We start from the raw sequence: 25,520 nt of genomic DNA on the forward strand, positions 1-25,520 counted from the left end.
TGACCTCCTGCAACAGTTCTGTTCGTTTCATCCTATCTCCTTTACGGAGATAATCATAAACCGGACAAATTACTTGTTACAATTCCGGACAGTATACTTGTTACTAACAATTGATCAAAATATTCTTGACATTTCTGCCGTTTGTGTAAAACATATTAGAGGGGGACATTGACAAAATGGAAAAACATCATGGAAAAGTTCTCAACAGAAAAAGCGTCAAAGTTCAAGGAAGAGCACAGGTATTTTAACGTTAACCACCTCTGGGCTCCCGGCTTCATGCGTGTTGTAGAAATACTTTATTACACGCCGGTAAGGCCGGAATTTATCGTTTTGACCTCCCTTTTCATAGGAATCATCGCATCTTACCTTTATTCCATGGGAGAATTTTATCTTTCTCTTCCAGCTGCGGTATTAGTTGTTATCAAAAATTATTTTGATAACGTAGATGGCCACCTGGCCAGAGCAAAGGGGATGGCAAGCAGGTTAGGGCGATTTCTCGACTCGCTGGCAGATGCCCTTGTTTATCTCTGTCTCTTCACAGGCATCGCTTATAACCTGGCGGAAAGGAATGCTTCTCCACCGGCATTCGGCTATGCCTATTTTGCCATGACCATGGCTTTTATCCAGTGTTCTTTTTACAATTATTACCTTGTGAGCTACAAAACCTGTCTCTATGGCGAGGGAATAAACAAGACCGATGAATCACGGGAAGATGAAAAGGAAAAATACGATGAAAATGGTTTTCGCGGTCTCTTGCTTTTTATATTGCATTGGATTTACCGGCTTCTATATGGCTGGCAGGACAAACTCGTTGCAGCAGTAGACAAAAAAGCCTATCAAAAATTCAAATTGAAAAACGATCATCTCGACGAAAAAGAAGCAGAAAACATCTGGTACACAAATAAAAAATTTGTTACCCTTTTCTCCCCTTTATGCTTTGGAACGCAGATTTTTACGCTCTTCCTTTTTACTATCTGTGACAACATTGCAGGCTTTTTAATTTCCCTGATAGTGCCCTGGAATATTTATTTACTGGTAGTTTATTTTCTGAAAATAAATTCATCACTGAGAAAAAAAAACGAAACTAACAATTACTAACGGTTAAACATTAAAAAAATGACTCTCCAAGACAAGCTTAAATATATTTACTATTAGAACTTATAATTCAAACTGAAGACAATGCGTCTTGGTTCTTGGGGCATGGATAGAAACCGCTGTGAACCCTCTCCATTATTGTAATATCTTTTATCAAGTAGATTCTGAATATTAAGTGTAGTGGAAAGCCCCCCAACCAGTTCATTCAGACCCATATGAAGATTCACCAGGACATAGTCATCTACAGTCCGTTCATCTTTGGAATAAGATTTAGAAGTACTTAAAACAAGCCTGTTATTTGTCCGACCAATCCACTTGATGGCAGGGGTAATATAAAAGTTGCCATACGATGCTGTGAGACCACTCTTTATTTTGTTTTTGGCTATGGATTGATGTTCTGTCTCTTTGTAGCCCTCTTTTTGTTGTCTGCCGTCAACATAAGAATAGTTTATCCAATAGCGCATATTTATCCCGGAAAGTCTATGCTCAAAATCGAGCGACAGCTCCCCACCATAATAATTGGCTTCCCCAATATTTTCTTTCCTTTTCCAGGGATTAATCTTTCCACCCTCAATAGCAGTAGTATTTGTCGTAGTATACCAGTCTGAATCCAATATTAAATCATCAATTTCAGTATAAAAAATATTTGCGCTAACTGTGAGCCTGGAAGGTGAACTGTGGTGCAATCCCAATTCATAGGTCCTTAATTTTTCAGGTTTTAAATCATGATTAGGAAGGTGAAAGTAGCCGCCCACATAATCTCCATCAATATCTGGTCCACTTTCAAAAGCACCAAAACCGGCATATGCATTAAAAGGAGAAGGCGCTTGCGAAGCCTCTCCATAGAGAAGTTTCACCCTGGTATTCTTAGCAGGCTCTACAACAAAACCAAGCCTGGGATTAAACGTATCCCCATAACGGCTGTTTTCATCATATCGTGCCCCCAGGGTAGCTGATATTATTTCGTTTAAACTTGATTGTAACTGCAAATAAGCGCCATAGTTCTTATAGCGCAGTTCGTATATCTTCATCGGAATACTTTCATTCGTACCTGCATAGGAAAAACCTTGCTCATCAGAGGATAAGTCCCTGTCATACTCATTCGTGAGATCGAAAGTTTTCGGCAATGCATAAAAGTCTTCGAAAGAGATTCCACCGACAATAGTATTTTTCTCGTTTATTTCATAGTTCAGCTGCTGCTCAATCTTGAACCTTTTCCCGTTGGCATATTTGTATGCGGTATTTTCAAAATTAGTAAAATTATTAATAAATTTGCTTCCGGGCAGAACTTCATAGGTAAGATAACTCAGAGAAGATTCTCCCGATAAATTACGACCGCTCTTAAAGTTGTAGTCGGCATAATAATTATTAACAAGGGTTTCCCACTTCACATTGTTATCAAATAACGCTTTATCAGGCGTACTCCCCTGGCCGGAAGGATGTCTGAAAAATGATCTACTATAGCCCAAAGTAAACTCATCATTAATATCAAGCTTTAAAAAACCGGTGTGGCTCTTGGTCCCCATATCGAAGTTTCTGTCTTTGCCGGCAACGAGCAGCACATCCGCAGTGCCCCCATTATGGTCATGATCATAATAAATATCTTCCAGCTTGTATTCATCATAATAGTCGGGAAGATCAGCATTGTCGGAAGAGTGAGAATGGGCGGCAAGTGAAATTTTGGTATTTTCTGAAAGTTTTCCGCCAAAATTAAAGTGACCGTATTTGTAACCAAAAGAGCCTGCCGCCGTCGTCAAGTCCAATCCATTAATGCGGTCAGGGTCTTCTGTAATAATATTAATCACACCGGCAAAAGCATCGGCACCATACAGGGCTGAAGCCGGTCCATAAACTATTTCTACCTGCCGTGCATTATAGAGAGGGAAGTTTTCTGCAATAGGAAGCTTTTCACCAGTCGGTGAACTTATGCGGTGACCATCCATCATGATGATTATTTTTTCCTGCTTAAATATTCCTCTCATAGCTATGCTATTGTATGTTTCCTGACAGCATCTATCCTGCACATCAACTCCCGGCATATCTTTCAGTAAGTCAAGGAGGTTACGATAACCCCGATGCTTTATTTGCGCCCTGGTTATAACCACAACTGTGGCAGGCGCTTCAGGTAAAGATTGTACGGTCTTTGTCGCTGTAATAACTTTGGGGATTTCCCAAAAAAGCAGTTCTTCCCGCTCCATCTGTCTTTCACTTGAGAGAGCAATAACAGGGAAAAGAACAAAAACAGCAATAAACGATAAGATGATTTTTCCTATATAATTCATGATTGATGGAAGGCCCCCTCTAAGAATTACCCCAAAGTCTAGCATAGGAATTTCTACTAGTAAACTTTTTCTATCATAAAATATAATTGTGTCATTAAAAAACAAAAATAGTAACAGCATTTTTAATTATTGCATAATATTGCCAATGATAGTAATTTTTCAATTAAAGTATTTTTTCTCATCTTGATTGGAGAGTTTTATGTTTATTGAAAGCTCAAGAAAAATAATAAGAGGACAAAACTACGGCGATATATCAAAAAAAAAGTTATTGAATTACTACAGCACATATTATGAAATAAACGCCAGATTTCCTGATCCATCACAGGTTTTAATTGAAACCAGAACTGATTGCAATAGAAAATGTAGCTTTTGCCCACAATCTCACCATGAACGTCCATTCAAAGAAATGGAATGGACAGTTTTTGAAAAAATTATTAGTGACTTAGCTAATGTCAACTTTTCAGGACGTATAGCCTTTTTCATAACCAATGAGCCACTTTTAGAAACCCGTTTACTTAAAATGCTACGACACACGAAAGAAAATTGCCCGAGAGCGTTCCTGGATATCAACACCAATGGACAACTTTTAACAGCCTCATTACTTGAAGATCTCTTTAAGGAAGGACTTGATAATATCAATATTGAGGATTACATGTCTGCTGAAAAATATGATAAAGGCTACAAAGCCCCTAACATTAAAGAAATCATCAAGAGTTTTAAAGATAATCCCAAGATAACATATCACAAACGGAGTACAAACGAGGTACTATCAAATAGAGCTGGGAATGTCAAAAAAGAGTCTTCTTTAACCAAAGAGAAATCTGTTAACAATTTTTGTTATTACCCTTTTAAAAAGCTCGCAATAGGATCCACGGGAGAGGTTGTTCTATGCTGTATGGACTATAAATATGAGGTGTGCTTTGATCACATTATGGAACATAACATATTTACAATATGGCACTCTGAACCTGCCAATAATTACCGTCGAATGCTTTTATCCGGTAAACGTGAAAATTTTTGTGCAAATTGTGATGAAGGTCTTTATGAAGAAAAAAGTTAGAATAAAGGACAAAAAGTAAAAAGAGGAAGAATTCTCTTTTACCCCTTATTTACCCCACCCGCTTTCTTGCATAGCCCCTGGATACTGCTATCATAGTTATCATAATAAATAAAACTGAAAAACCATAAAAGGGGGGAAAGAGATGAAAAAAAGAATGCTCAAATCCATGATATTGATGGGACTGGCTTTTCCGGTGCTGCTTGCCGGGTGCGGCGCTATCTACACAAATATAAAAACACCTCTGCCGAGCCTGAGTGTCAAGCCGACTGCCGCCAACAAGGCAAAAGCGGGAAGTTCCATTTGCAGTTCCTATGCCTGGCTTGTGGCGGTGGGCGATTGCAGCATTGAGGCCGCCATGAATAACGGCGGGATCAGCAAGGTACATCACGTGGACCGTCAGAAACAGACCTACTTCTTTGATGTCTACACAAAAGATACGGTAATTGTTTACGGCGAGTAAGGTTCTCTTCCGCCTTTTCCGGGGGAAAAACCTTACCCTACTTCATTGAGCGGTCTCAACCTGAAGGCAGCGCCAAGCTCCTCTTCGGCAATTTTCCGGCACTTCTCAATATCGAGATTCGGGATGCCGACGACAGAAGCCGTCACATGGGGAATGTGCTTTCCCGCCTCTTTGATGAAGTCTTTCACCGCTTCGTAGGCGCCGGTAAAGGGGGGACGGCAGATTTTATCATAAAGCTCGGGAGTATCCGCATTGAGGCTTACCGAAAGGGCATCGATAAGGCCATCAAGTTCGGGCAGAATATTTCGCTTATAAACGGCATTGGCAAGACCGTCCGTATTGATTCTTACCTTTGCCCCTTTTTCCTTAAGCCATGCCGCGACTTCCTTAATGACATCCAGCCTTAGCAAGGGTTCTCCAAAGCCGCAAAAAACAACCTCCTCATAGGGAGAGGGATCGTCAATGGCGCTGATTATCTCTGCAAAATCAGGATCTCTTTCAAGCTCCAGATAATGGCCCTTAACAACGAAATCCCTGTTTTTGGGACAAAAGGGACAGGCATTGGTGCAGCGGCTGGTAATATTAAGGTAAAGCGAATCCCTGATCCTGTAAGCAATTTTTGCTTTTTCAAGGTTCCCTATGCGAAAGAGCTTTTCCGTATTCATCGTTGTAATTCTCGCTACATCTTCGAGGGAAAGGCCCTTAAGCTCGGCAATCTTTTCGGCGACTTTTACCACATAAGAGGGTTCATTCCTCTTGCCCCGGTATGGAACAGGCGCAAGGTAAGGGGAGTCCGTCTCTATGAGCATCTTTTCAATGGGGATTTTTCTCACTACTTCATGAATGTTAGTCGCCTTCCTGAAGGTAACAATGCCGGGAATGGAAATATAAAAACCGAGTTTGATGCAGTCCACAGCCATTTCAGGCGTGCCTGAAAAACAGTGAATAACGCCCCCTTCTTCTCCTGCTTTCTCACTGCGCAGAATCTCCAGGGTATCCCTTTCCGCCTCACGCGTATGAATAACGAGCGGCAAATGCGCTTCCCTCGACAGGGCAATAAAGCGTCTGAAGACTTCTCTTTGCACCTCCCTGGAAGAATGGTCATAATGATAATCGAGGCCCACCTCACCGACGGCAAGAACATTTTCATTTTGCAAAAGCGCCTTTATACCGTCGCAGGTCTCCTTTCTTACCTCTCCCGCTTCGTGAGGGTGAACACCGGCCGTTGCGTATATGAAAGGATACTTGCGGGCCAGTTCAAGAGAAGACCTGCTCCCGGCAAGCGAGGTGCCGACAGTTATGATCCTGGCCACACCTGCCGCATTTGCCCTTTCAATAACCGAATCAAGGTCCGGACCATAATCGGGAAAATCAAGATGGGCATGAGAGTCGATAAATGTAATTTTTTTACTGCTCTTTTCCATAAAAATATTATAGTTCAAAGGGTTAAATGATTTTCCACAAAAACTGTGGATAAGTTATCGGGATAGAAAATTTCGGCATTAAAAAAGCCTTCTGTGACGGGGACGGCAGCAGATTGCCTAAAAATAAGGCAAGAGAGCAGCGAAATAAATTATCAAGTCAAATCAACAACTTACAAACGTCAATATATTAGTTTGGCAGAAGAGGCCACTTTTAGATACTTATATCATCATTCCTGTCAAGTTATCCACAAGCGACAATAAAATATGTGGATAAAAGGGAAAAATCCCCTTATTTTCCTGACATTTGGATTATTTGATTCTCGTCCCCGCCTTAACGTCGCCGTCAAAGGTTGTCAGTTTAAGTCCATCACCACCGGCGGCAAGGATCATTCCCTGTGATTCAACGCCCATCAGCTTGACAGGCTTTAGATTGGTTACAACGGCCACCTGCTTGCCGATGAGGTCTGCCGGCTCATAATCTTTTCCGATACCGGCAACAACCTGCCTCAGCTCGCCCGTATCGACCTGGAGCCTGACAAGTTTTTCCGATTTAGGCACTCTTTCGGCCGCTTTGATAATACCGGCTTTCAGTTCAACCTTCATAAAATCATCAATAGAAATTACATTTTCCATGTCAGCCTTTTTCTCCAACTTCTCTTTTTGCTTTTTATTAGTTTTCTCTTCTTTCTTAACTTCCACCCGCGGGAAAAGTATTTCCCCTTTTTTAACCTTGAGCCCCACCGGGAAAGCTCCCCACTGTTCAATACTGGAAAGCGTCAGGCGATCTTCAACATCTGCTATACCGAGCTGAATCCACATCTTTTTGGCTGACTCGGGCATAAAGGGTGAAAGCATGATTGAAATATGCCTCAGCGACTCTATAAATGTGTAAATCACCGTATCGAGACGGTCCTTCTCTTTTGCCAGTTTCCAGGGCGCAGAGTGGTCGATATACCTGTTCGTCTCCCTGATAAGCTCCCATAAATGATCGAGGGCCCTGTTAAAGGCGAGGTTGTTCATGGATTCCCTGTAGCCCCTGAGACTTTGTGCGGCAACACTGACAAGATTGTCGTCAAGGGGGTCACCCTTCTTCGCTGCGGGGATGACGCCATCTGCATATTTTTCAGCCATGGTAAGGCTTCTGTTAAGCAGATTTCCCAGATCATTACCAAGGTCGCTGTTTATCCTCCCGATGAAGGCGTTAACCGAATAATCACCATCGAGTCCAAAAGAAACCTCCCGCATGAGGAAATAGCGGAAAGGATCGACACCGAACTCATCGGCTACGCTGTAGGGATCAACCACATTTCCCAGCGATTTGGACATCTTTTCGCCTTCCACGGTCCACCAGCCATGGGCAAAAACCTTATTGGGCAGAGGCAGGCCGGCAGCCATGAGAAAGGTAGGCCAATAGACGGCGTGAAACCTCAATATGTCCTTCCCGATAAGATGAACATTAGCAGGCCAGAATTTATTGAAGCGCTCTTCTTCAGAAAAACAGCCCGGCGCCGTAATATAGTTTGTGAGCGCATCGAACCAGACGTAGATAACATGCCTTTCATTACCCGGCACGGGGATGCCCCATTTAAAGGTCGTCCGGCTGATACTAAGATCCCTTAAGCCCTCTTTCACAAAAGAGATGATCTCATTCCTTCTCGATTGGGGCTGAATAAAATCGGGATTTTCCTCGATATGCTTGAGAAGCCTTTCCTGGTAGGCGGACATTTTGAAGAAATAGCTCTCTTCTTTCAGTTTATCAACAGGTCGTTTGCAATCGGGACAGTTTCCATCGATTAACTGATTCTCCGTAAGAAAGGTCTCACAGGGCGTGCAATACCAGTCTTCATACTCTCCCAGATAAATATCTCCCTTTTCCTCAACACGCCGGAATAGTTCCTGCGCCGTCTTTCTGTGCCTTTCTTCCGTGGTGCGGACAAAATCATCATTGGAAATATTAAGCTTTTCCCAGAGACCGCTGAAACGCTTCACCACCCTGTCGGCCAGCTCAATCGGCGCCTCTCCTTTTGCGGCAGCCGCCTTTTCCACTTTCTGGCCATGCTCGTCCGTTCCCGTCAGAAAAAAAACCTCATCCCCTTCAAGTCTCCTGTAACGGGCCATTACGTCAGCCGCCACCGTTGTATAGGCATGACCTATATGAGGAACATCATTGACATAATATATGGGGGTCGTTATATAAAATTTATTGTTCATTTGTTTTTTTACGCCACCTTTTCTTTTTTCTTCTGAAGCGGTTTTTCTTGTCATTTTTATCGCTTCCATTGTTGTCATTTTTCTGTTCACCGCTCTTTTCCCTGGTATCGGCCTGCTTCGGAGACTGCCGGGCAGCTTCTTTTTTAGGCGGCGCCTGCTTTACCCGGGGCTTTTCTTTTGCAGGTTCGGGCGGGACAACAGGAGGAGGTGAAACAGGGGTCATCATACCATCGACATAATTCTGGTATTCATAGGACAGACAGCACATTAGCCGTCCACACATGCCGGAAATATTGGCAGGATTTAGAGAAAGCCCCTGTTTCTTTGCCATTTTTACACTGACAGGCTCAAAACTGGTAATCCAGGTGGAGCAGCAAAGCATCCTGCCACAGGGTCCGACAGCCCCTTTTTTCTTGGCTTCGTCCCTGACCCCGATCTGCCTCATTTCAATCCTGATATGGAGCTGACAGGCAAGGTCCTTGACCAGTTCCCTGAAATCAACCCGCTCTTCGGCAGTAAAATAAAAAATCGCCTTGCTGCCGTCAAACAGGTATTCCACATTGACGAGCTTCATGCAAAGATTCATTTTTTCTATAATATCCCTGCAACGGTTAAAGGCCTCAATCTCCTTTTCCCTGTTTCTCTCGATCTGCATAAAATCTTCATCTGTTGCCTTGCGAAGCACTTTCTTTAAGCCCCTCGCCGGCTCTTTTTCGCCTGCCTCGTAAGGTTCGAGCTTGACAGCGCCGAAAGAGAGGCCCGATTCGGTCTCGACAATAACCTTCTCCCTTTGCTTGAGGTCAAAGGCCTGGGCGTCAAAGGAGTAGATCTTGCCCCACTCCTGGAATTTTATTCCTACAATTTTCAGCATAATGTTGCCTTTTCATAATAAAATTTTATAAGCATATCTTCTACGGCAAGCCTCTTGTTGCCATTCATTAAGAGAGCAGTCTCCGTTCCACTGACAGCCTCCGCCATGTGGAGAAGAGAATTCAGGGAATAGAATGCTTCTCCTTTCCGCATAATATCCTGATGCGCAATTTTAATCAGTTGGTCTTCTCCCATACCGGCCTTAACAAAAGCCAGGTCCCTTAAATAAAACTTGATAATTTCCAGGGAATCCATCAGCTTTTCAAGGCTGTCTTTTTTGGTCAGTTCTTCTGCCAGAGAAAAAACCTCATCCATACTCCCAAGTTCCGTTACGGCAGAAAGGAGCCGCTCCTTCTCATCTGCCGGAAAACTTTCAAAAAAAGAAAGGGCCTTGCCGGGGCTCCCTTCGGAAATCCTTGCAATACCGGCGGCATCCCTTTCTGAAAGACCCTGCTCTTTTACAAGAATATCCGATATTTCATCATTGGAAAGGGTATTAAACTTGATCTTCTGACACCTTGAGATGATAGTAGGAAGCAGTTGCCTTACGTTCTCCGCCAGCAAAATCAAATAGGCTGCCGCAGGCGGTTCTTCGAGCAATTTAAGTAAAGCGTTGGCTGCCGCCGGATTCATCTTGTCGGCGCCATCAATGATACAAACGGCAGCTTTGCCTTCAAAGGGTTTATAAGCCAGTCTTTTTTGAAGTGCTCTGATCTGCTCTATTTTAATAAACTTCCCGTCAGGTTCAACCAATATAATATCAGGATGGTTACGATCTGCGCTTTTCCTGCAACCATTACAGATACCACAGGGTTTTTCCCCTGTGGAACTGCACTGAAGCGCGCAAGCCAGGTTAAGGGCTACCCTCCTTTTCCCGATACCACTCATACCGGCAAAGAGATAGGCATGGGGAACCCTATTGCTTCCAAAGGCCCGCTCAATAATTTCAACCTGCCTTCTGTGCCCTCTTATCCCGCTTTGAAGACTCAAGTTACCTTAGCTCCCGCTCACTGCCTGCTGCCGGGGAGCCGGCCTTATCCAGGTAGATTTCCAATATTGTTTCATGCAGTTTTTCCACAGAAAGCGTACCGTCAACAACAACGACCCTTTCAGGACAGGCTGCGGCAATGGCCATATACCCTTTTTTCACCTTTTCATGAAATGAGATATGCTCATTTTCAAAACGGATTTCACGGGAGCCTTCACTTTCTGCCCTTTTAAGGGCCCTGCCGATACCGGTCTCTACGGGACAATCGATAAGAAAGGTAAGGTCCGGCATGAGCCCTCCCGATGAAAGGCCATTGAGTTCCCCGACAAGATCGAGATCAAGCCCCCTGCCGTAGCCCTGATAGGCAACGGTAGCATCAAGATATCGGTCACAGAGGACCGTTTTCCCCTCCCTTAAAGCCGGGGAAAGAATTTCTTCCACATGCTGGGCCCTGTCAGCCGCATAAAGCAGCAATTCGGCCTTTGGCCTGATGTCACTATTTTCCGAATGGAGAAGCAGTTCACGGATTTTTTTACAGACCGCGCTCCCCCCCGGCTCTTTCGTCATGACATAAGGCGCCGCATTTTGTTCAAGGTATTCCGACAAAAGGGCAATCTGGGTGCTTTTTCCGCACCCCTCTGTCCCTTCAAAGGTTATAAATAAAGCCAAGGAGAATTCCTTCTAAATATAATTTATACACCTTCCCGGCTGATCGAAAAGAAGGTCCAATCAGGATTTTGACAATGATTAGGGAAATAGTGACGTAAAAATGACTAAAGGCAGGTTAATTATAGTAAAAATATTACGCTATGAGCAAGGAAAAACCCAAATTCCTGTTCAGGAGTTTGGGATGACAAGGGATTTTCATTATGAAACTGCAAAAAAAAGGGGAAGAGTAAACTCTTCCCCCTTCTGCTTCCTTATAAAACATTATCAGGTAACATCAGACATGCTGATATTGCATCTCATGGTATACTTTCGCAGCTTGTCGATTGCCGCCTTTTCTATCTGTCTGATTCTTTCCCGGGTAACACCAAAGACCTTTCCAATGCTCTCAAGTGTCATGGTATCATCTTTTTCGAGTCCAAAGCGCATGGCTATAATACTTTTTTCCGTATCATTGAGGGTATCGAGCCAGCGCCCGATCTCCATCTTCCTGTCTTTTATATCAATATCAAAACTTGGCGGATTAAGGGACGTATCTTCCAGCACATCTTGCAAGCTATAGTTAAAATCGGAACTGGAGTCCTGATCCATACTATTATCGAGGGAAGCCGTTCTTTTTATGAGCATGGAGAGCTTCGTAATCTGCTTGGGTGTCGTTCTCATTTCCTGGGCCAGTTCCTCTACCGTCGGTTCCCTGTTAAGAACAAGCACCAGTTCTCTCGATGTTTTAAGCATCTTGTTAATTTCATCGGAAATATGAACGGGGAGCCTGACGACCCTTGACTGGTTGACAATGGCCCTTTCAATACACTGCCTGATCCACCAGGTGGCATAGGTGGAAAAGCGGTAGCCTTTCGACGGATCAAATTTGTAGACTGCCTTTATGAGCCCTATATTTCCTTCCTCGATAACATCGAGAAAGGGGAGGCCCCTGTTAACATATTTTTTGGCGATCTTGACAACCAGTCTCAAATTGGAGGAGATCATCGTATCGACGGCCTCTTTGTCCTCCTGCTGGACCCTGATAGCCACCTCCCTTTCACGTTCCGCCGTCAGCAGTGGAATTTTCCTGATCTCCTTCAGGTAAATAGCAAGGTTCTCAGAAGTATTTCCTGAAAAGGAATATTTTTTTCCACTATTCCTGTTCATCGAATGAGATTTTCCCTCAGACGAAAAAGAAGCTTTATCCATTTTTAACCCCTTTCTTGCTTTATAGCATCAATAGGTATTCTAAATAATGCCATTGTCACACAAAAAAAGGGCTTTGTCGCGTCACATATTGCTAAATGTGCGACATATATTGCTAATATGCATTTTTTTTTGCGAATTCAATAAATTTCGGGGTATTTATCTCTTCGGTACTCTGCGGCGGTTTGACCAAGCGTGGTTTTAAAGGCTCTCTCGAATTGCCTGAGGCTGTTAAATCCCACAGAAAAGGCGATTTCGGAAATATTTGCATCTTGCTGGGAAAGCGCTTCTTCAGCTTTTTTGACTCTAAAATAGTTTAGGTAGTTAGTAAAGGAAATGCCCATGACCTTTTTGAAGAGGCGGGTGAAGTGATACCTGCTCACACCGGCAACATTAGCCACTTCCTCCAGGGTAATTCGCGTTTTGTAATTATCATTCAAATATTTTACAGCCCTGCCGATACCTTTGGAATCCTCAATAAGTTCATCGTCGAAATCAGGCTGAAGGGGAAGGCCCGCAAAAAAAGTGGCCTCCCTGTCTTTCCTTTCACCGACAATATCGAGGACTTTCTCAATGAGGATTTTGGGATCGAAAGGTTTGATAAAGTAATCTGATATGCCGAGTTTGAAGGCTTTAATCGATATCGTTTCCGAACCATGGCCCGTCATAAATAAAACGGGAAGATCAGGAGCGATCTCCCTTATTGCGGCCAAAACGTCGAGGCCTGTCATATCGGGGAGATTATAATCGAGAATAACCAGGTCGACGAGCTCTTTTTTTACAAACTTAAGCGCCTCATTACCTGAAAGCGCCGAATCTACATGGAGACCTCTGCGGGAAAGCAGGAGGGACAGACTTTCACAAATCCATTTCTCGTCATCAATAACCAGCAAACGACCTTTTTTCCTGGCTAAAGCCCCTTTTTTATTAACACCGACCATTACACCTCCAACGTCAATCAGGAACTTAATAAATTAACAAATGTGCACTAATTGTCAAGCAAAATCAGCGCAGAGCAACAATAAAATCCATATTAAGAAAGATGACGCAAAAAATGAAGGAAAATTTATTTAAATATTTTCTTCCGCCCCGACCGTTCCTTAAAAAGGAGCCTTACGGGCGTGCCCTCAAAACCAAATGTCGTCCTGATCTTGTTTTCCAGGTATCTTTCATAGGAAAAATGAATTCCTTTCGGATGATTGGTAAAAATAACAAAGGTAGGAGGTGAAACAGAAACCTGAGATGAATAGTAAAGTTTCACAAACTTCCCCTGATATGACGGAGGGTGGTGCCTTTTTTCCGCCTCTTTAATGATATGATTAAGCTCAGCCGTAGACACGCGTTTTGCCGCTTCTTCAGCAACTTCATCGGCAAGCGTTAAGACCTTGATTGCCCGCTGGCCGGTCAATGCCGAAATAAACAGGATAGGCGCATAATCCATATACTTAAGGTCCAGCTTTATCTGCTCTACATATTTACCGACAGTGGAGTTATCCTTTTCTATAAGGTCCCACTTGTTAACGGCTATAATGCATGCGCGCCCCTTTTCATGGGCATATCCGGCAACCTTCACATCCTGCTCCGTTATCCCCTCCGAAGCATCGATAAGGATGATAACGACGTCACTCCTTTCAATGGATGACAAGGCCTTTATAATTGTATATTTTTCAAGCCTGTCACTGACCTTGCTTTTTCTTCTGATGCCGGCCGTATCAATGAGCAGATATTTTTTATGGTCAACCTGGAGCAGTGAATCAACAGAGTCTCTCGTCGTGCCGGGCACATTGCTCACGACAACCCTTTCCGTGCCGAGCAGCCTGTTTACCAGCGAAGACTTGCCTACATTGGGCCTGCCGATAATGGAAACTTTTACAAGGTCTTTCTCTTCTTCCCTGTCGAGTTCAGGAAAGGAACTAACCACCTCAGTTACAAGGTCATATACACCCCGGTTGTGCTCTGCCGAAATGGTAGAGAAACTTTCTATGCCGAGGCGGTAAAAATCGGTAGCGCCGTCTTCCTGGCTTTCGCCATCAACTTTGTTAACAACGTAAAAAACAGGCTTTTTCACCCTTCTCAGCATTTCACCAACAGCTTCATCGGAAGGAGTAAGACCATCTTTCCCGTCCATGAGAAAGATAATGCTGTCAGCCTCCTCCATGGCAAGCTGGGCCTGTTCTCTCATCTGAACAAGCATCCTGTCTTCCGAAACGGGCTCAAAGCCACCGGTATCTATAAGGGTAAAAAGCTTCCCGTACCAATGCACATCACCGTAATTCCTGTCCCTTGTAACACCGGGCATATCGTGGACGATGGCATCACGGGTCCTGGTAAGCCTGTTAAAAAGGGTGGACTTGCCCACATTGGGACGGCCGACTATGGCAACAACGGGTTTCATAAGGTCTCATATGATAGAGCAGTACACTTTTTTATTCAAGGAATCCTTGCCTGTGGAGAATCAACATCTGTTAAATGCAGAAGCAGGAGGCTATTATGGAGAGGACTTGCCGCCCTGAAGAAGAGGACAGACAAAAAAGAAGGCGTCCACTTTACCAGGGGCGATAAACCGGCCTCATGGGAACAAAATCTTTTAATCATTTTTTTTCATTTCCACTCTTGCCCTGTTTACCAGGAGATGGGCCTGCCTTGTCGGTTCAGGCAGTCTGTACTTTCCTGTCGCAGCCAGGACCATCGCCTTGCTCCCTTTTACATCGATCAGGTGGCCGGGAGAAACAAAAAGCGGCTTTACCCCTCTTTTACTTCTCAAAACAAGGCCAAGCTCATCATTACCAATCTTAAGGGGAGATGAATCCCCTTTTTCACTGCCGGGTTCATTATATTCTCCACATAGCCTGCTCTTGGCACAACCGATGGAAGGTATGCCAAGGAGCACACCCAGGTGCGATGCAATGCCCAAGCGCCTCGGATGGGCAATTCCCTGTCCGTCAAAAATGAGGAGATGAGGCTTCTTTATCAGCTTTTTGAACGCTTCCATTACAACAGGACCCTCCCGGAAAGATAAAAAACCGGGAATATAGGGAAAGGTCACCCGTGAGGAAGCCGTCACCATCTCGACGGGCTCCATTTCAGGAAATGAAAACACCACAATAGCCGAATGAAAGTGGTCTGAACCACGGTCATAGGAAACATCTATTCCGGCCACCCGGTGAACGGCCTTTGCAAGAGGCTTCAAAAGAACCCGCTTGCTCAATGCTTTCTGGATTTCCACTGCCTCGGCAGTAGAGACATTCCACGAGGGTATTTCAGGGATATGCATGGTCAAAGTATAAAATAATATTTTTTTCTTGCAACTTATTTTATAATAAGAGTATCTTAATATTTGAATATATTAAACTATGAATATATATTAAAGGAACATGAATAAAAAAGAAAGCAGGAAAATCGATTTTTCAAAAGAAGCTGATATACTTAAAGCTGTGGGGCATCCGGCAAGGTTGAAAATCGTGGCAGGCCTTATTGAAAGCGAGTGTTGCGTCAAGGATATCCGGGAATGCCTGGACCTTCCCCAACCTGTTATATCACAGCATCTTTCCCTGCTGAGAAACAAGGGAATCGTTACAGGAAAGAGAGAAGGCAACAGGATTCATTACCGGGCAAGCAACGCTGTTGTAAAAAATATAGTGGCCGCTTGCATGGATGAGAAAAGAAAAGGAGGGAGCTAAAATCATGAAAGATCTGCTTTTGTTTGCAGCTATCATGGCAGGCTGGTTTGCGCTTAACAGGTACATACTGCCCAAATTCGGCGTACAAACCTGAATGAGTGAAACCTGTCAACCCGGGTCCCGGGATGAAAAAAAGAATACTGCCGACAACAATGAATGACATATAACAATATTTTATGGAGGTTTATTGATGAGTGATTACGGTATATCCAAAAAAGTTGACCTCGACTATGACAAGGCTGTCAGTAAAGTACGGGAATCCCTTTCGACAGAGGGTTTCGGCGTATTAACCGAAATTGATGTAAAGGCGACTCTCAAACAAAAACTGGACAAGGATTTTAAGAGGTACGTCATTCTCGGCGCCTGTAATCCGCCCTATGCATACAAGGCGCTTACTTCTGAAAACAACATCGGTCTTTTGCTTCCCTGCAATGTCATTGTTTACGAAAACGACGATGGCGGCAGCACTGTTTCGGTCATCGATCCTATTGTAGCCATGAACATGGTCGATAATCCGGTCCTTGCCGGGATTGCAAAAGAAGTCAGGCAAAAACTGATTAATGTCATCGATCTTATTTAATTAAACCTGGAAACAGCCGGTGGTTCCCGTATTGTCCGATTAGAAATGCACCGATGTTCCTCCCCCTTCAAGGGGGAGGTCAGGAGGGGGATGGGTTATTTTTTTGATATCATTTCCACGTTAACCTATTCCCACCCCGACCCTCTACCCTCAAGGGGCATCGATGCCCCTTGAAAGGGAGGGCGTTTTTAAATTTCTGCAAAACCCGAACCGGACACTGCTGAGTCGGCTCATGGTTTCCAGGTTAAAAAAAGGAGGTTCTTATGAAGAAAATGATGATTTATTTTTTAGCGCTTTCCATCGTTATTATCGGAACTCAGGCGTCGGGAGGGACGTCGGAAGAAAGGGTAAAGAGCAAGGCCAAAAAGGTTGCTGACCAGATTACCGAATTAAGAAGTGAAAGAGCGGCCTCACTGCTTGATGCGGATATGAAGATAACGCCTGACCTTTTTAAAAGTGTCTGCGGGCCCGTTAAAAAGAAAGCCATGGAGATTGCTAAAAAAGAAGGGCTTAAAATCCGTCATGCCGCCATTAAAAACAGGAATCCCGCCCATGAAGCAACGGAAGAAGATGTAAAGCTTCATGACTTTTTCAGCAGCAATCCCGATAAAAAAGGCCTCTGGGAGAAAGTTACTTTAAAGGACAGGAATTTTGTTAAGTACAGCCGTCCCGTTTATGTTGAAAAAGCCTGCCTTAATTGTCATGGTGAAAAAGAGAAAAGGCCGGAATTTATAAAGAAAAAATACCCACGGGACAAGGCCTATGGATTTAAGGTCGGCCATCTCAGGGGAATAATACAGGTTATGGTCCCCATAAGCGAATAAAAGAAAGAAAGGAGGGAAAAGAATGCATGTAGAAAGATTATTGAGACTCATTGCCGGCACATTTATTCTTTTAAGCCTGGTACTGGCTGAACTTCATTCAACAAAATGGTTATGGTTTACCGCCTTTGTAGGTATAAACCTTTTTCAGTCAGGCTTTTCCAACTGGTGCGGAATGATGACCATACTAAAGAAGTTCGGTGTCAGACCCTGCTTGCCATCCCGACAATCAGCACAGGGCGGATAAGATCGGTCATCCAATCGGTCAGCCCGGCGCTGTCCGCAGAAAATGCCCCTGCCGGGAATTTAAGGGGGAGGGCCATGTTAACGGACATTCCCTCCCCTTTCACAGGAACAGGGAAAAGAGGACCGGCAGCATATCTATTACCGTCAAACAGGCAGGGTGTTCGTCAAGCCTCTTTCTGTTTACCAGGCGATGACAAGTCTCTTAATGTCCTGCAAGGCGATCTCCCTTAAGCTATTTCCCTGTTAGCAACAAATAGAACTGTCCGGTTTTATGATAAATGAACTGTCCGGTTTTTACATCGTTAAGGAAAGTCCCTGAGGGCGGAGCCCGAAGGGGCTTTCCTTCAATAAATCGCATCATCACTTTTAATTACTAAGCCGCCTTTTTTATCTTCTTCAGCTGACCTTCACAATTATAAACAGAGAGTTTTCTAGGGCCATGAAAGACCGCCAGTGAACCATCAGAATAACGATGTACCCGAACCTTTGCTTTTACATAATGAAACCTGTACTTATCCTTTGGTATCTGTAACTGTTTCTTCTCAAAATGAACACAATTATCAGCGCCAACCTTACGTTCATATTGCTCACAAAGAATCTCATTCAGATTTATACCAACCATAGGGACAAAAGCATTCCCCTGGAGTGATGCCGGGCGTATTAGCTCTTTATTGTAAGCAGGTAAATATACATCCTTTATATATCGGTTGCTCTCTTCCATTGTGGTAATGTTATTGAGAGCCAACTCCTTTACCAGACGGTCTTGGTGGGTTTTAAATACTCTTTCAGATCGACCTCTTGCCTCAGGTGAATAGGCAGGTATCATATCTATGCCGAGCTGCCTCATTGCACGTCCAAACTGGGTTAAATTATCTTTATCAACCTTCCCTCCAGCTTCCGGTGTAATCCAGTAATGGCTTCCGCGATCCGAATAGAATGAGCTGAAAAGCCCATGCTTTTCAATAACATCTCTTACTCCTCTAAAGCTGCTGGCAGTCCCCTCTTCTTCTACAAAAAACATGCTGTAATGCTCATTGGTAGCATCATCCATTGTTACTATGAGGTCCCACATTTTACCCGCAACCCATTCATGGCTACTGCCATCCTGATGAAGCATCATGCCAGGAAGGGGAGAGGGTTCTCTACGTCTCCTATGAACACCTTTCTTCTTAACTTTAGGGACAAGACGGGCAGATTGAAGCTCATTTTTAACCCAACTGTAACTTCTTATGCCTCCTCCCTTTTTATAAAAAGAATAAAAGTGCTTTACATTCCAGCCTCTATAGCGGCTCTTATACTGACTGGTCAGATCCATTACTTCATCAACAGGTGCCCGGCGGCTTGATGCCTGTGTCAAACGCTTGTCCAATAAACCTTCAAGCCCTTCCTCTTTATACCGATCAATATAACGCCTGAAAGTGCGATCACTGACTCCCAATATTTGTGCCGCTTCTTCTTGAGTTATACTTCGCTCTGTCCATATCTTTAATACCTCTTCAAATCTCACTTTTCTGACCTCCTGCAACAGTTCTGTTCGTTTCATCCTATCTCCTTTACGGAGATAATCATAAACCGGACAAATTACTTGTTACAATTCCGGACAGTATACTTGTTACTAACAAAATTCTTTCTTTTCCTTGCCATATAAAACCTTAAAAGCTAGAATGGTCATAATATTTTATAATTAGGAGGAAGCAATGAAAGGAATATCCCTATTACTTTCGGCTATTCTCATTCTGGCCGTCACATCAATCTCTCAGGCAAGGCCTGAAACCATTAAACCGGGGCTTTCCTATTTTGCCGAGGATTATGAAACAAAAAATAATATTTCCGAAATTACGGTAGAGAAAAATTTTGAAGAGGTATTCAAAAATTACGAATATTTCGAATCTGTTTATGATGAAAAGAAGAGGGTCAAGATTTTCAGGGCCTATAAAAGAGGAGATGTTATTCTTACCGAACACTATCACTATGATTCCAGGGGTAAGCTCAGGGAGAAAAAGATAGAAAAAGAAGGCAAACCGGCGGAAAGTATTACCTATTAGTCATTGAAGAGAAGGGGGAACTCATGAAAGCAACGGCCAGAAATTTATCCATCCTCTTTGCCGCCGGATGCCTGGGAGGTCTGGTCAACAGCCTCACCGCCTGGGTAGCGGGAAAATACGGCATTACGGCCATCTTCGATGTAAGTATTGCACCTCGCCTGACGGCAGGGTGGCTCTATCCGAGAATTGTCTGGGGAGGGATATGGGGAGCGTTGTTTCTTATTCCCCTATTCAAAGGAAAAACCATCGGGAGAGGACTGTTCATGAGTATAGGCCCTACAGTCGTTCAGCTTTTCATCATTTTTCCCCACTTTGCCAATAAGGGGGTAATGGGACTGGCCCTGGGAACGTTTACACCGCTCTTCGTTATTATTTTCAATGCCGCCTGGGGTATAACAGCAGCTTTCTGGGTAAAGTTTGCACGAAGCTGAAGGACGAAACAAGGCTCCCCGTCCACTACCCTCTCTCATCCTCACTTCTCACCATAAATCGCGAAAGTTTCCTGATGATGACGCTGAGCGAAATAATACCCACCTTCCCTTCCCCTTTCAGTTCTTCCACACTCCGGTTATAATCTTCAACATCATCAACCTTCTCCTGGAGATAGTGTTCAAAAGCCTCCTGCAGGTCTTCACTTTTACGCTTAAAATTGAGAACCGTTAAAACGATGCCATCCTGGCAATCTTTAAGCTCATGGCGCATATTGAAAACGCTTTCACTTCCCCAGCGGTCGGAAGCTTTAATTGCGTTTACAGAATCGATGAGCCAGTCAATATTGAAATAATCACTCACCTTGAGATAGAGGCGGGCCGTTTCGTTAAAGTTTGCATGGTGCTCTTCCTTAATCCTGATAATATCCATAACATCCTTCATAAAAGGAAGAACGGCATAAGACTTTGCCAGGGCGTCAGGAACCTTCATTTCAACGTCTCTTTTTACATTGTCTGAAAGAAGAGCAACTTTTTCATGCCGGCAAATTTCACCGATGCACTCCCAGAGACCATGGTGAAAACTTTTGACGGCCTGCGAATACTGGAGGATAAAATCAAAGGAGATCCTCTCTTCCGGCTGGTGGACGAGGAACCATCGAATGGCATAGGCAATGATCTCCTCCATGGCGATAAGGTACTCGTACTGCAGGTCGGCAGAAACCATATTATCGAGGGCATGGACCTCTTCCCTGAACTTTTCAGCTTGCAGGAGATTTTCCACAATTATATAAGCCATTGCTATTTCAGGGATGGTTTTTCCCGTGTAGGAAGCGATAAGAGGGAAAAGGGAAATGCCTGCCCGGTTAATAATTCGATTAACAATAGCCGTGGAAATAATTTCCCTTTTCAGCCTGTGCTCTGCAAGGAAAGGTTCGAACTCCCGCCTCATCCTTTCGGGAAAGTAATCGACAAGGTATTTTTGCACATAAAATGAATCAAGAAGGTTTGACTCCAGGATAGTGCGGTAATAGACCATTTTCTGGTAGCCGATGAGAGAGGCTATCATTGGTCGGGAAAAAACATTATCGCCCTTTTGCAGCGTCTCTTTCATATCCTGTGACGAGGGAATAAATTCCTCTGACCTGTCAAGCCCGGTGGTTCTCTCCATTTCATCGATAACAAAAATAAAGGCCTCAGAATTTTTCCCGGCCCTCAAGGAATCGATTGAGCAGGCTGCGCTCTGGAGATAATTATTCTTCAACACTTTTTGGGAAACCTGGTCGGTCATCTCCAAAAGTATCCTGTTCCTCTCTTCAAGGCTCCTGATCTCACCCTTTTCGAGAAGATAGGTAAGCATGATCTTGAGGTTGACTTCATGGTCGGAAATATTGACGCCGCCTGAATTATCAAGGGCGTCCGTATAGCACCTGCCGCCTCCCCTGGAATATTCAAGCCTCCCTCTCTGAGTCATACCCAGGTTGCCGCCCTCCCCTATGATCCTGGCCCTTACCCGGCGCCCGTTGACTCTTACCCGGTCATTAGCCTTGTCCCCTGCTTCCATATCATTTTCATCTGTCGATTTTATGTAAGTTCCTATTCCTCCGTTATAGAGGAGATCAACGCCGGCTGTCAAAAGCAGCCTAACCATCTCCTCACCGGTGACTTCACGCTTTTCCGTTCCAAGATATTCAGCCATTTGGAGACTGACGGGAATGGACTTTGCCGAACGGAGATAGACGCCTCCACCCTTGCTGATAAGATCGCTGCTGTAATCGTTCCAGGAAGATCTGGCAAGGCCGAAGAGGCGCTTTCGCTCCCGGAAACTCTTCTGGGGATCCGGATGGGGATCGAGAAAGATATGGAGGTGGTTAAAAGCTCCCACCAGTTTTAGCTTATCGGAAAGAAGCATGCCGTTACCGAAAACATCACCCGACATATCACCGATTCCCACAACAGTAACAGACTCTTTCTGAACATCGATACCGATTTCCCTGAATTCCCTTTTTATCGATTCCCAGGCGCCGCGGGCGGTAATGCCGATCTTCTTGTGGTCGTACCCTGTTGCTCCCCCTGAAGCAAAGGCATCTCCCAACCAGAAGTTGCAGTTCTTCGATATCTCATTTGCACGGTCTGAAAGAAGCGCCGTCCCCTTATCGGCAGCAACGACAAGATAGGGATCGAAGTCATCATAAGAAAGCACCCCTTTGGGGGATATTTCCTTTTCTTCCGCATAATTATCGGTAAGATCCAGCAGACCATTGATAAATAAACTGTACTGGGCTTTCATGTATTCATAGAGGCCCTCCTTTGCAAGGAATGGTCTCTTTTTTACAAAGAAACCACCTTTAGCCCCTTCAGGCACGATAATTCCGTTTTTAAGTTTCTGCGTCTTCATGAGGGCCAGGATTTCCGTCCTGAAGTCATCTCCCCTGTCGCTCCAGCGAATCCCTCCCCTTGAGACTCTGCCATCACGGAGATGAATACCCTCAAAGGTGGGTGAATGAACATAAATTTCAGCCATCGGCCTCGGTGAAGGGATAATGGCAAGCTCTCTGGCTGAAACCTTTATGGAAATATATTCCTTTTCAGGTTTTATATAAAAGTTGGTTCTCACCGTTGCCCCCACTACCTGGAAAAGAGAATTAAGGATCTGGTAATCTCCAAGACTCTGAATATCAGCCAGATGGGCCAATACCCTTTCTTCAGCCTCAAGGAGGAGCTTCCTTCTCTCTTTTTTCGATTTAATTCCGGGATTAAACTTTACATGGAAAAGTCCGAAAAGATCCCTTGCGTAATAGCTGTACCTGATGATCGTCTCTATGACAGAGGCGTTGTTATATACCCTGTTAGCCTGCAAAAGATAGTTTTTGAGCGTGCGAATAAGGTCGACGGCGCGCCACTCCATACCCTCCAGCGTCAGAAGTCTGTTCAGACGGTCATCTTCCAGGCGGCCTTCCCTGATGGAAACCAGGGCATCATAGAAAAGCGGAATAAGACCTTTTAACCTTCCAAGCTCCAGGGGCTCACCTTTTATGGTGTAGTTGTAAAGAAAAGCGCTTCCATTTCCGGGGATATCCTTAAAATAGCAAGCCTGTTCACCTGTCACATAGAGACCGAAGTTCTCAAGCTCCTTCAAAATCTGCATAAGCGGAACGGTTGTTAAAGAATAGAGGCTTAGTATGGCAAGGCCTTCTCCCTGGTGGCGATACCCTATCTGTAAAGAACCATCATTAAAAAGATCTTCCAGCTTATTAATATCCGGAAGGGCATCTTTTGGCGGGGTCGAATCCTTGTACAGCTTGTCAATAGATCCGATATACCTGTTAAAGAGAAGAGAAGCCCTTGATTCCATATCGTTGTAAAGGGCGAGATAGAAGCGCTCATCCCAATCGGTTGATATTTCCCTGATGGCATCTTCTAAAACAAGAGAACTCACTTCTTCAAATTCCTTGCCGGGAGAAACAAAGTAATAAAAGAGGAGGGCCCTTGCTTCCGTGCTGGAATGATGCCACAGGGCAAGAGGTCTGTTGAAATAGGTCGTGAGATGCCTTTCTATGGCCCGCCTGACGGAATAGCTGTTGTCGTTCCTCGCTATGGTAACCATAACCATGGCGTAACGCCCCTTATCCCCCATACGGATGTGTACGGTAACATCTTCATCACTCTGGGCGGACATGATATTGAAGATAGTCTCTCTTAGCTGTTCAATAGTCGTGTAGAGTATCTCCTGCTTGGGCAGATAATTAAATATGGCCCTCGCCTCGCGGAACTCGAATGAACTGGCGCCTTCTTCGACATTTTCCGTCAACAGTTGTGATTTACGCCGCAGGATGGGAATGGCATCACTTCTCCAGTTTGTAGCGCCCCTGGTAAGCCTGCCGATAAGAACGGTTTCCCGCTTCTCCCCCTCGGTCCATTTGTCATGTCTTATACTGAAAAATTCAACCGGTGAAAGCTGGTAGATAATATTATCGCCACTGCTGCAAAAATCGGATGATACAAACCTGTCAGTTGCTGCTCTCAAAAGGATAATATCTTCAACTTCTCTTATAAAACCCGGTATAATCTTCTCAACAAGCCCCTTTTCCCGAAATATGCCAAGCCCTTTTTGCTCATCCGTAAAGAGGAGTTTCTTCCCCTTTTCCTCCCTTATTTCGTAATCCCTGACACCAAGGATGACAAAGTTATCTGCGGCAATCCACTTTAAGAATTCACAAACCTCCCTTCCGTTATAGATGCTGTAGGGAACTTGAAGACCATCAATAGAATCTGACAGATGGTTAAGTTTTTCTTTCATCTCATAGAAATCATCAATAGAATAAGACAAACACCTGAGGATAGCCGGAATATCATGGCAAATTTCTTTGATCTTCCCCTTTTCCGTAATTTTTTCAATATAGAAATTGATAAAAAGCTCGCACTCTCCCTTACAGCCGTTGGAAACCCTTATCAGTTTCCTCTCCTCCCTTTCTGCATGGAAAGTGGGATGAACCACCCCGATAATACGAAAGCCTTTCTTTATGAAATAGTTCCTGACAGACTCAAAAATAAAGGGTTTGTTCGTCGTATGTATCTCTACAACCGTCGTGTCACGGCTGAAAAGATGTTTGTGATCAGAGTCTTCCATTGGATTGTAGACCCTGACTTTTGGTTTGAAATGCTTTTTACCGCCCTTTAGCTCATAAGGCGGAGTATCGGATATGACACGAAGGTAGTCCTCGACGGCATGAAGTATTTCATCGCCGCTTAAATCTTTCCATAAATTATTGGGGAGGGTTTTTAACGTGATGGCCAGGAAATCTGAAAAGAGGGAATCTTTTCCTTTATTGGAAAGAAGCTTGTCGATTTCCCCCATTTTGTTCTTTTTGATTGTTTGCATTGATGACCGGTCCTGTCAGGTTGATAAATTAGTCCGGCAGTTAATTAAGATTGTTCTCTCCTCATTTCAGATCAGCTTTGACATTTTCTATAACCGCTATAAAGTCCTGCTTCACCCGGCTCACCTGTCAGGTGAGGACAATATCGAATATGACGGCAGAAAAAAGTATGGCCAGGTAATACATGGATGCCTTGAAATTCTGCCATGCAATCTGCGATGTTTGACTTTTCAGGAGTTGGATATTTTTTAATATGAAATATGCACCGGAAGCGGATGCGGCAACGGTATAGAACATGCCGAGATAACCATAATAGGTAGGAAGAAAAGAGGAAGCCACGAGCAGTATCGTATTGATAAGAATGTATATGGCCGTCTTCCTGTCACCGATAACAACGGGAAGCATGGGAACCCCTGCCTTTCTGTACTCTTCCTTGTGAACAATGGCAAAGCTCCAGAAATGGGAAGGTGTCCAGAAAAACATGACCAGGGCTAAAATAAGAGGCAGCGCACACATTTCGGGATTAACGGAAGCTGCGCCGGCAAGCACGGCAAAACTCCCGGCCATTCCGCCAATAATAATGTTGGCCCAGCTGC

24 protein-coding genes are annotated in these 25,520 nt (G+C 44.1%); 10 read left to right on the forward strand and 14 right to left on the reverse strand.

What is annotated here, in order from left to right; all coding sequences use genetic code 11:
• Nucleotides 1-189 precede the first annotated feature (189 nt).
• A complete protein-coding gene (locus OEV42_16525; GenBank protein ID MDH3975880.1) occupies nt 190-1,098 on the forward strand; it encodes a CDP-alcohol phosphatidyltransferase family protein in 909 nt (302 codons plus the stop codon).
• Between the two features lie 53 nt (nt 1,099-1,151).
• On the opposite strand, the gene OEV42_16530 is transcribed toward OEV42_16525, so the two are convergent.
• Nucleotides 1,152-3,377 carry a TonB-dependent receptor gene (locus tag OEV42_16530; GenBank protein MDH3975881.1) on the reverse strand — a complete coding sequence of 742 codons (2,226 nt, stop codon included), beginning with the start codon at nt 3,375-3,377 and terminating at the stop codon, nt 1,152-1,154.
• A gap of 199 nt (nt 3,378-3,576) precedes the next feature.
• Between OEV42_16530 and OEV42_16535 the strand changes: the two genes are divergently transcribed.
• Together OEV42_16535 and OEV42_16540 are read left to right on the forward strand one after the other, a co-directional pair.
• On the forward strand, nt 3,577-4,437 hold the full coding sequence (locus OEV42_16535) for an SPASM domain-containing protein (protein ID MDH3975882.1): 861 nt from the start codon (nt 3,577-3,579) through the stop codon (nt 4,435-4,437).
• A 142-nt stretch (nt 4,438-4,579) separates the two neighbouring features.
• Nucleotides 4,580-4,897 (forward strand): TRL-like family protein, encoded by a 318-nt coding sequence (locus OEV42_16540; protein MDH3975883.1) that lies wholly within the window; start codon nt 4,580-4,582, stop codon nt 4,895-4,897.
• Between the two features lie 32 nt (nt 4,898-4,929).
• On the opposite strand, the gene OEV42_16545 is transcribed toward OEV42_16540, so the two are convergent.
• The 10 genes from OEV42_16545 to nfi form a co-directional block, all read right to left on the reverse strand.
• Nucleotides 4,930-6,321, reverse strand: a complete 1,392-nt coding sequence (locus OEV42_16545; GenBank protein ID MDH3975884.1) for a YchF/TatD family DNA exonuclease — start codon at nt 6,319-6,321, stop codon at nt 4,930-4,932.
• Between the two features lie 309 nt (nt 6,322-6,630).
• Nucleotides 6,631-8,532: a methionine--tRNA ligase gene (metG, locus tag OEV42_16550; protein ID MDH3975885.1), complete on the reverse strand. Its 1,902-nt coding sequence runs from the start codon at nt 8,530-8,532 to the stop codon at nt 6,631-6,633.
• Nucleotides 8,522-9,403 (reverse strand): regulatory iron-sulfur-containing complex subunit RicT, encoded by an 882-nt coding sequence (gene ricT / locus OEV42_16555; protein ID MDH3975886.1) that lies wholly within the window; start codon nt 9,401-9,403, stop codon nt 8,522-8,524. The genes metG and ricT overlap by 11 nt, the downstream gene beginning before the upstream one ends.
• Nucleotides 9,397-10,392, reverse strand: a complete 996-nt coding sequence (gene holB / locus OEV42_16560; protein MDH3975887.1) for a DNA polymerase III subunit delta' — start codon at nt 10,390-10,392, stop codon at nt 9,397-9,399. Before holB ends, ricT begins: the two co-directional genes overlap by 7 nt.
• 1 nt (nt 10,393) lies before the next feature.
• Complete coding sequence (gene tmk / locus OEV42_16565) at nt 10,394-11,059, reverse strand: dTMP kinase (protein ID MDH3975888.1); 666 nt, start codon at nt 11,057-11,059, stop codon at nt 10,394-10,396.
• 264 nt (nt 11,060-11,323) lie between these two features.
• A complete protein-coding gene (locus OEV42_16570; GenBank protein ID MDH3975889.1) occupies nt 11,324-12,247 on the reverse strand; it encodes a sigma-70 family RNA polymerase sigma factor in 924 nt (307 codons plus the stop codon).
• Between the two features lie 137 nt (nt 12,248-12,384).
• A complete protein-coding gene (locus OEV42_16575) occupies nt 12,385-13,185 on the reverse strand; it encodes a response regulator transcription factor (GenBank protein ID MDH3975890.1) in 801 nt (266 codons plus the stop codon).
• Nucleotides 13,186-13,310: 125 nt separating this feature from the next.
• Complete coding sequence (der, locus tag OEV42_16580; GenBank protein ID MDH3975891.1) at nt 13,311-14,639, reverse strand: ribosome biogenesis GTPase Der; 1,329 nt, start codon at nt 14,637-14,639, stop codon at nt 13,311-13,313.
• A gap of 35 nt (nt 14,640-14,674) precedes the next feature.
• Complete coding sequence (locus OEV42_16585) at nt 14,675-14,839, reverse strand: hypothetical protein (GenBank protein MDH3975892.1); 165 nt, start codon at nt 14,837-14,839, stop codon at nt 14,675-14,677.
• Entirely contained in the window at nt 14,832-15,518 is a 687-nt protein-coding gene (gene nfi, locus OEV42_16590; GenBank protein MDH3975893.1) for a deoxyribonuclease V, read from the reverse strand. The genes OEV42_16585 and nfi overlap by 8 nt, the downstream gene beginning before the upstream one ends.
• A gap of 100 nt (nt 15,519-15,618) precedes the next feature.
• Between nfi and OEV42_16595 the strand changes: the two genes are divergently transcribed.
• The 5 genes from OEV42_16595 (at nt 15,619) to OEV42_16615 (ending at nt 17,765) form a co-directional block, all read left to right on the forward strand.
• Nucleotides 15,619-15,924 (forward strand): metalloregulator ArsR/SmtB family transcription factor, encoded by a 306-nt coding sequence (locus OEV42_16595; protein ID MDH3975894.1) that lies wholly within the window; start codon nt 15,619-15,621, stop codon nt 15,922-15,924.
• A 190-nt stretch (nt 15,925-16,114) separates the two neighbouring features.
• Nucleotides 16,115-16,504 carry a DUF302 domain-containing protein gene (locus tag OEV42_16600; protein ID MDH3975895.1) on the forward strand — a complete coding sequence of 130 codons (390 nt, stop codon included), beginning with the start codon at nt 16,115-16,117 and terminating at the stop codon, nt 16,502-16,504.
• 263 nt (nt 16,505-16,767) lie between these two features.
• Nucleotides 16,768-17,328, forward strand: a complete 561-nt coding sequence (locus OEV42_16605; protein MDH3975896.1) for a DUF3365 domain-containing protein — start codon at nt 16,768-16,770, stop codon at nt 17,326-17,328.
• 22 nt (nt 17,329-17,350) lie between these two features.
• A complete protein-coding gene (locus OEV42_16610) occupies nt 17,351-17,572 on the forward strand; it encodes a DUF2892 domain-containing protein (protein MDH3975897.1) in 222 nt (73 codons plus the stop codon).
• Complete coding sequence (locus OEV42_16615; GenBank protein MDH3975898.1) at nt 17,526-17,765, forward strand: hypothetical protein; 240 nt, start codon at nt 17,526-17,528, stop codon at nt 17,763-17,765. Before OEV42_16610 ends, OEV42_16615 begins: the two co-directional genes overlap by 47 nt.
• Nucleotides 17,766-17,944: 179 nt before the next feature.
• Here OEV42_16615 and OEV42_16620 read toward each other — a convergent pair whose 3' ends face one another.
• A complete protein-coding gene (locus tag OEV42_16620) occupies nt 17,945-19,114 on the reverse strand; it encodes an ISNCY family transposase (GenBank protein MDH3975899.1) in 1,170 nt (389 codons plus the stop codon).
• 154 nt (nt 19,115-19,268) lie between these two features.
• On the opposite strand from OEV42_16620, the gene OEV42_16625 reads away from it, so the two are divergent.
• Nucleotides 19,269-19,616 carry a hypothetical protein gene (locus tag OEV42_16625; GenBank protein ID MDH3975900.1) on the forward strand — a complete coding sequence of 116 codons (348 nt, stop codon included), beginning with the start codon at nt 19,269-19,271 and terminating at the stop codon, nt 19,614-19,616.
• 23 nt (nt 19,617-19,639) lie between these two features.
• Nucleotides 19,640-20,047 (forward strand): hypothetical protein, encoded by a 408-nt coding sequence (locus OEV42_16630; protein MDH3975901.1) that lies wholly within the window; start codon nt 19,640-19,642, stop codon nt 20,045-20,047.
• Nucleotides 20,048-20,072: 25 nt separating this feature from the next.
• Here the strand turns inward: OEV42_16630 and OEV42_16635 are convergent, their stop codons facing one another.
• Nucleotides 20,073-24,926: an NAD-glutamate dehydrogenase gene (locus tag OEV42_16635; protein ID MDH3975902.1), complete on the reverse strand. Its 4,854-nt coding sequence runs from the start codon at nt 24,924-24,926 to the stop codon at nt 20,073-20,075.
• Nucleotides 24,927-25,053: 127 nt separating this feature from the next.
• Nucleotides 25,054-25,520 (reverse strand): protoheme IX farnesyltransferase (locus OEV42_16640; protein ID MDH3975903.1); only part of this gene is annotated, 467 nt, incomplete at its 5' end.

The sequence above is a fragment of the Deltaproteobacteria bacterium genome (genome assembly GCA_029860075.1).
Taxonomy (GTDB): domain Bacteria; phylum Desulfobacterota; class JADFVX01; order JADFVX01; family JADFVX01; genus JAOUBX01.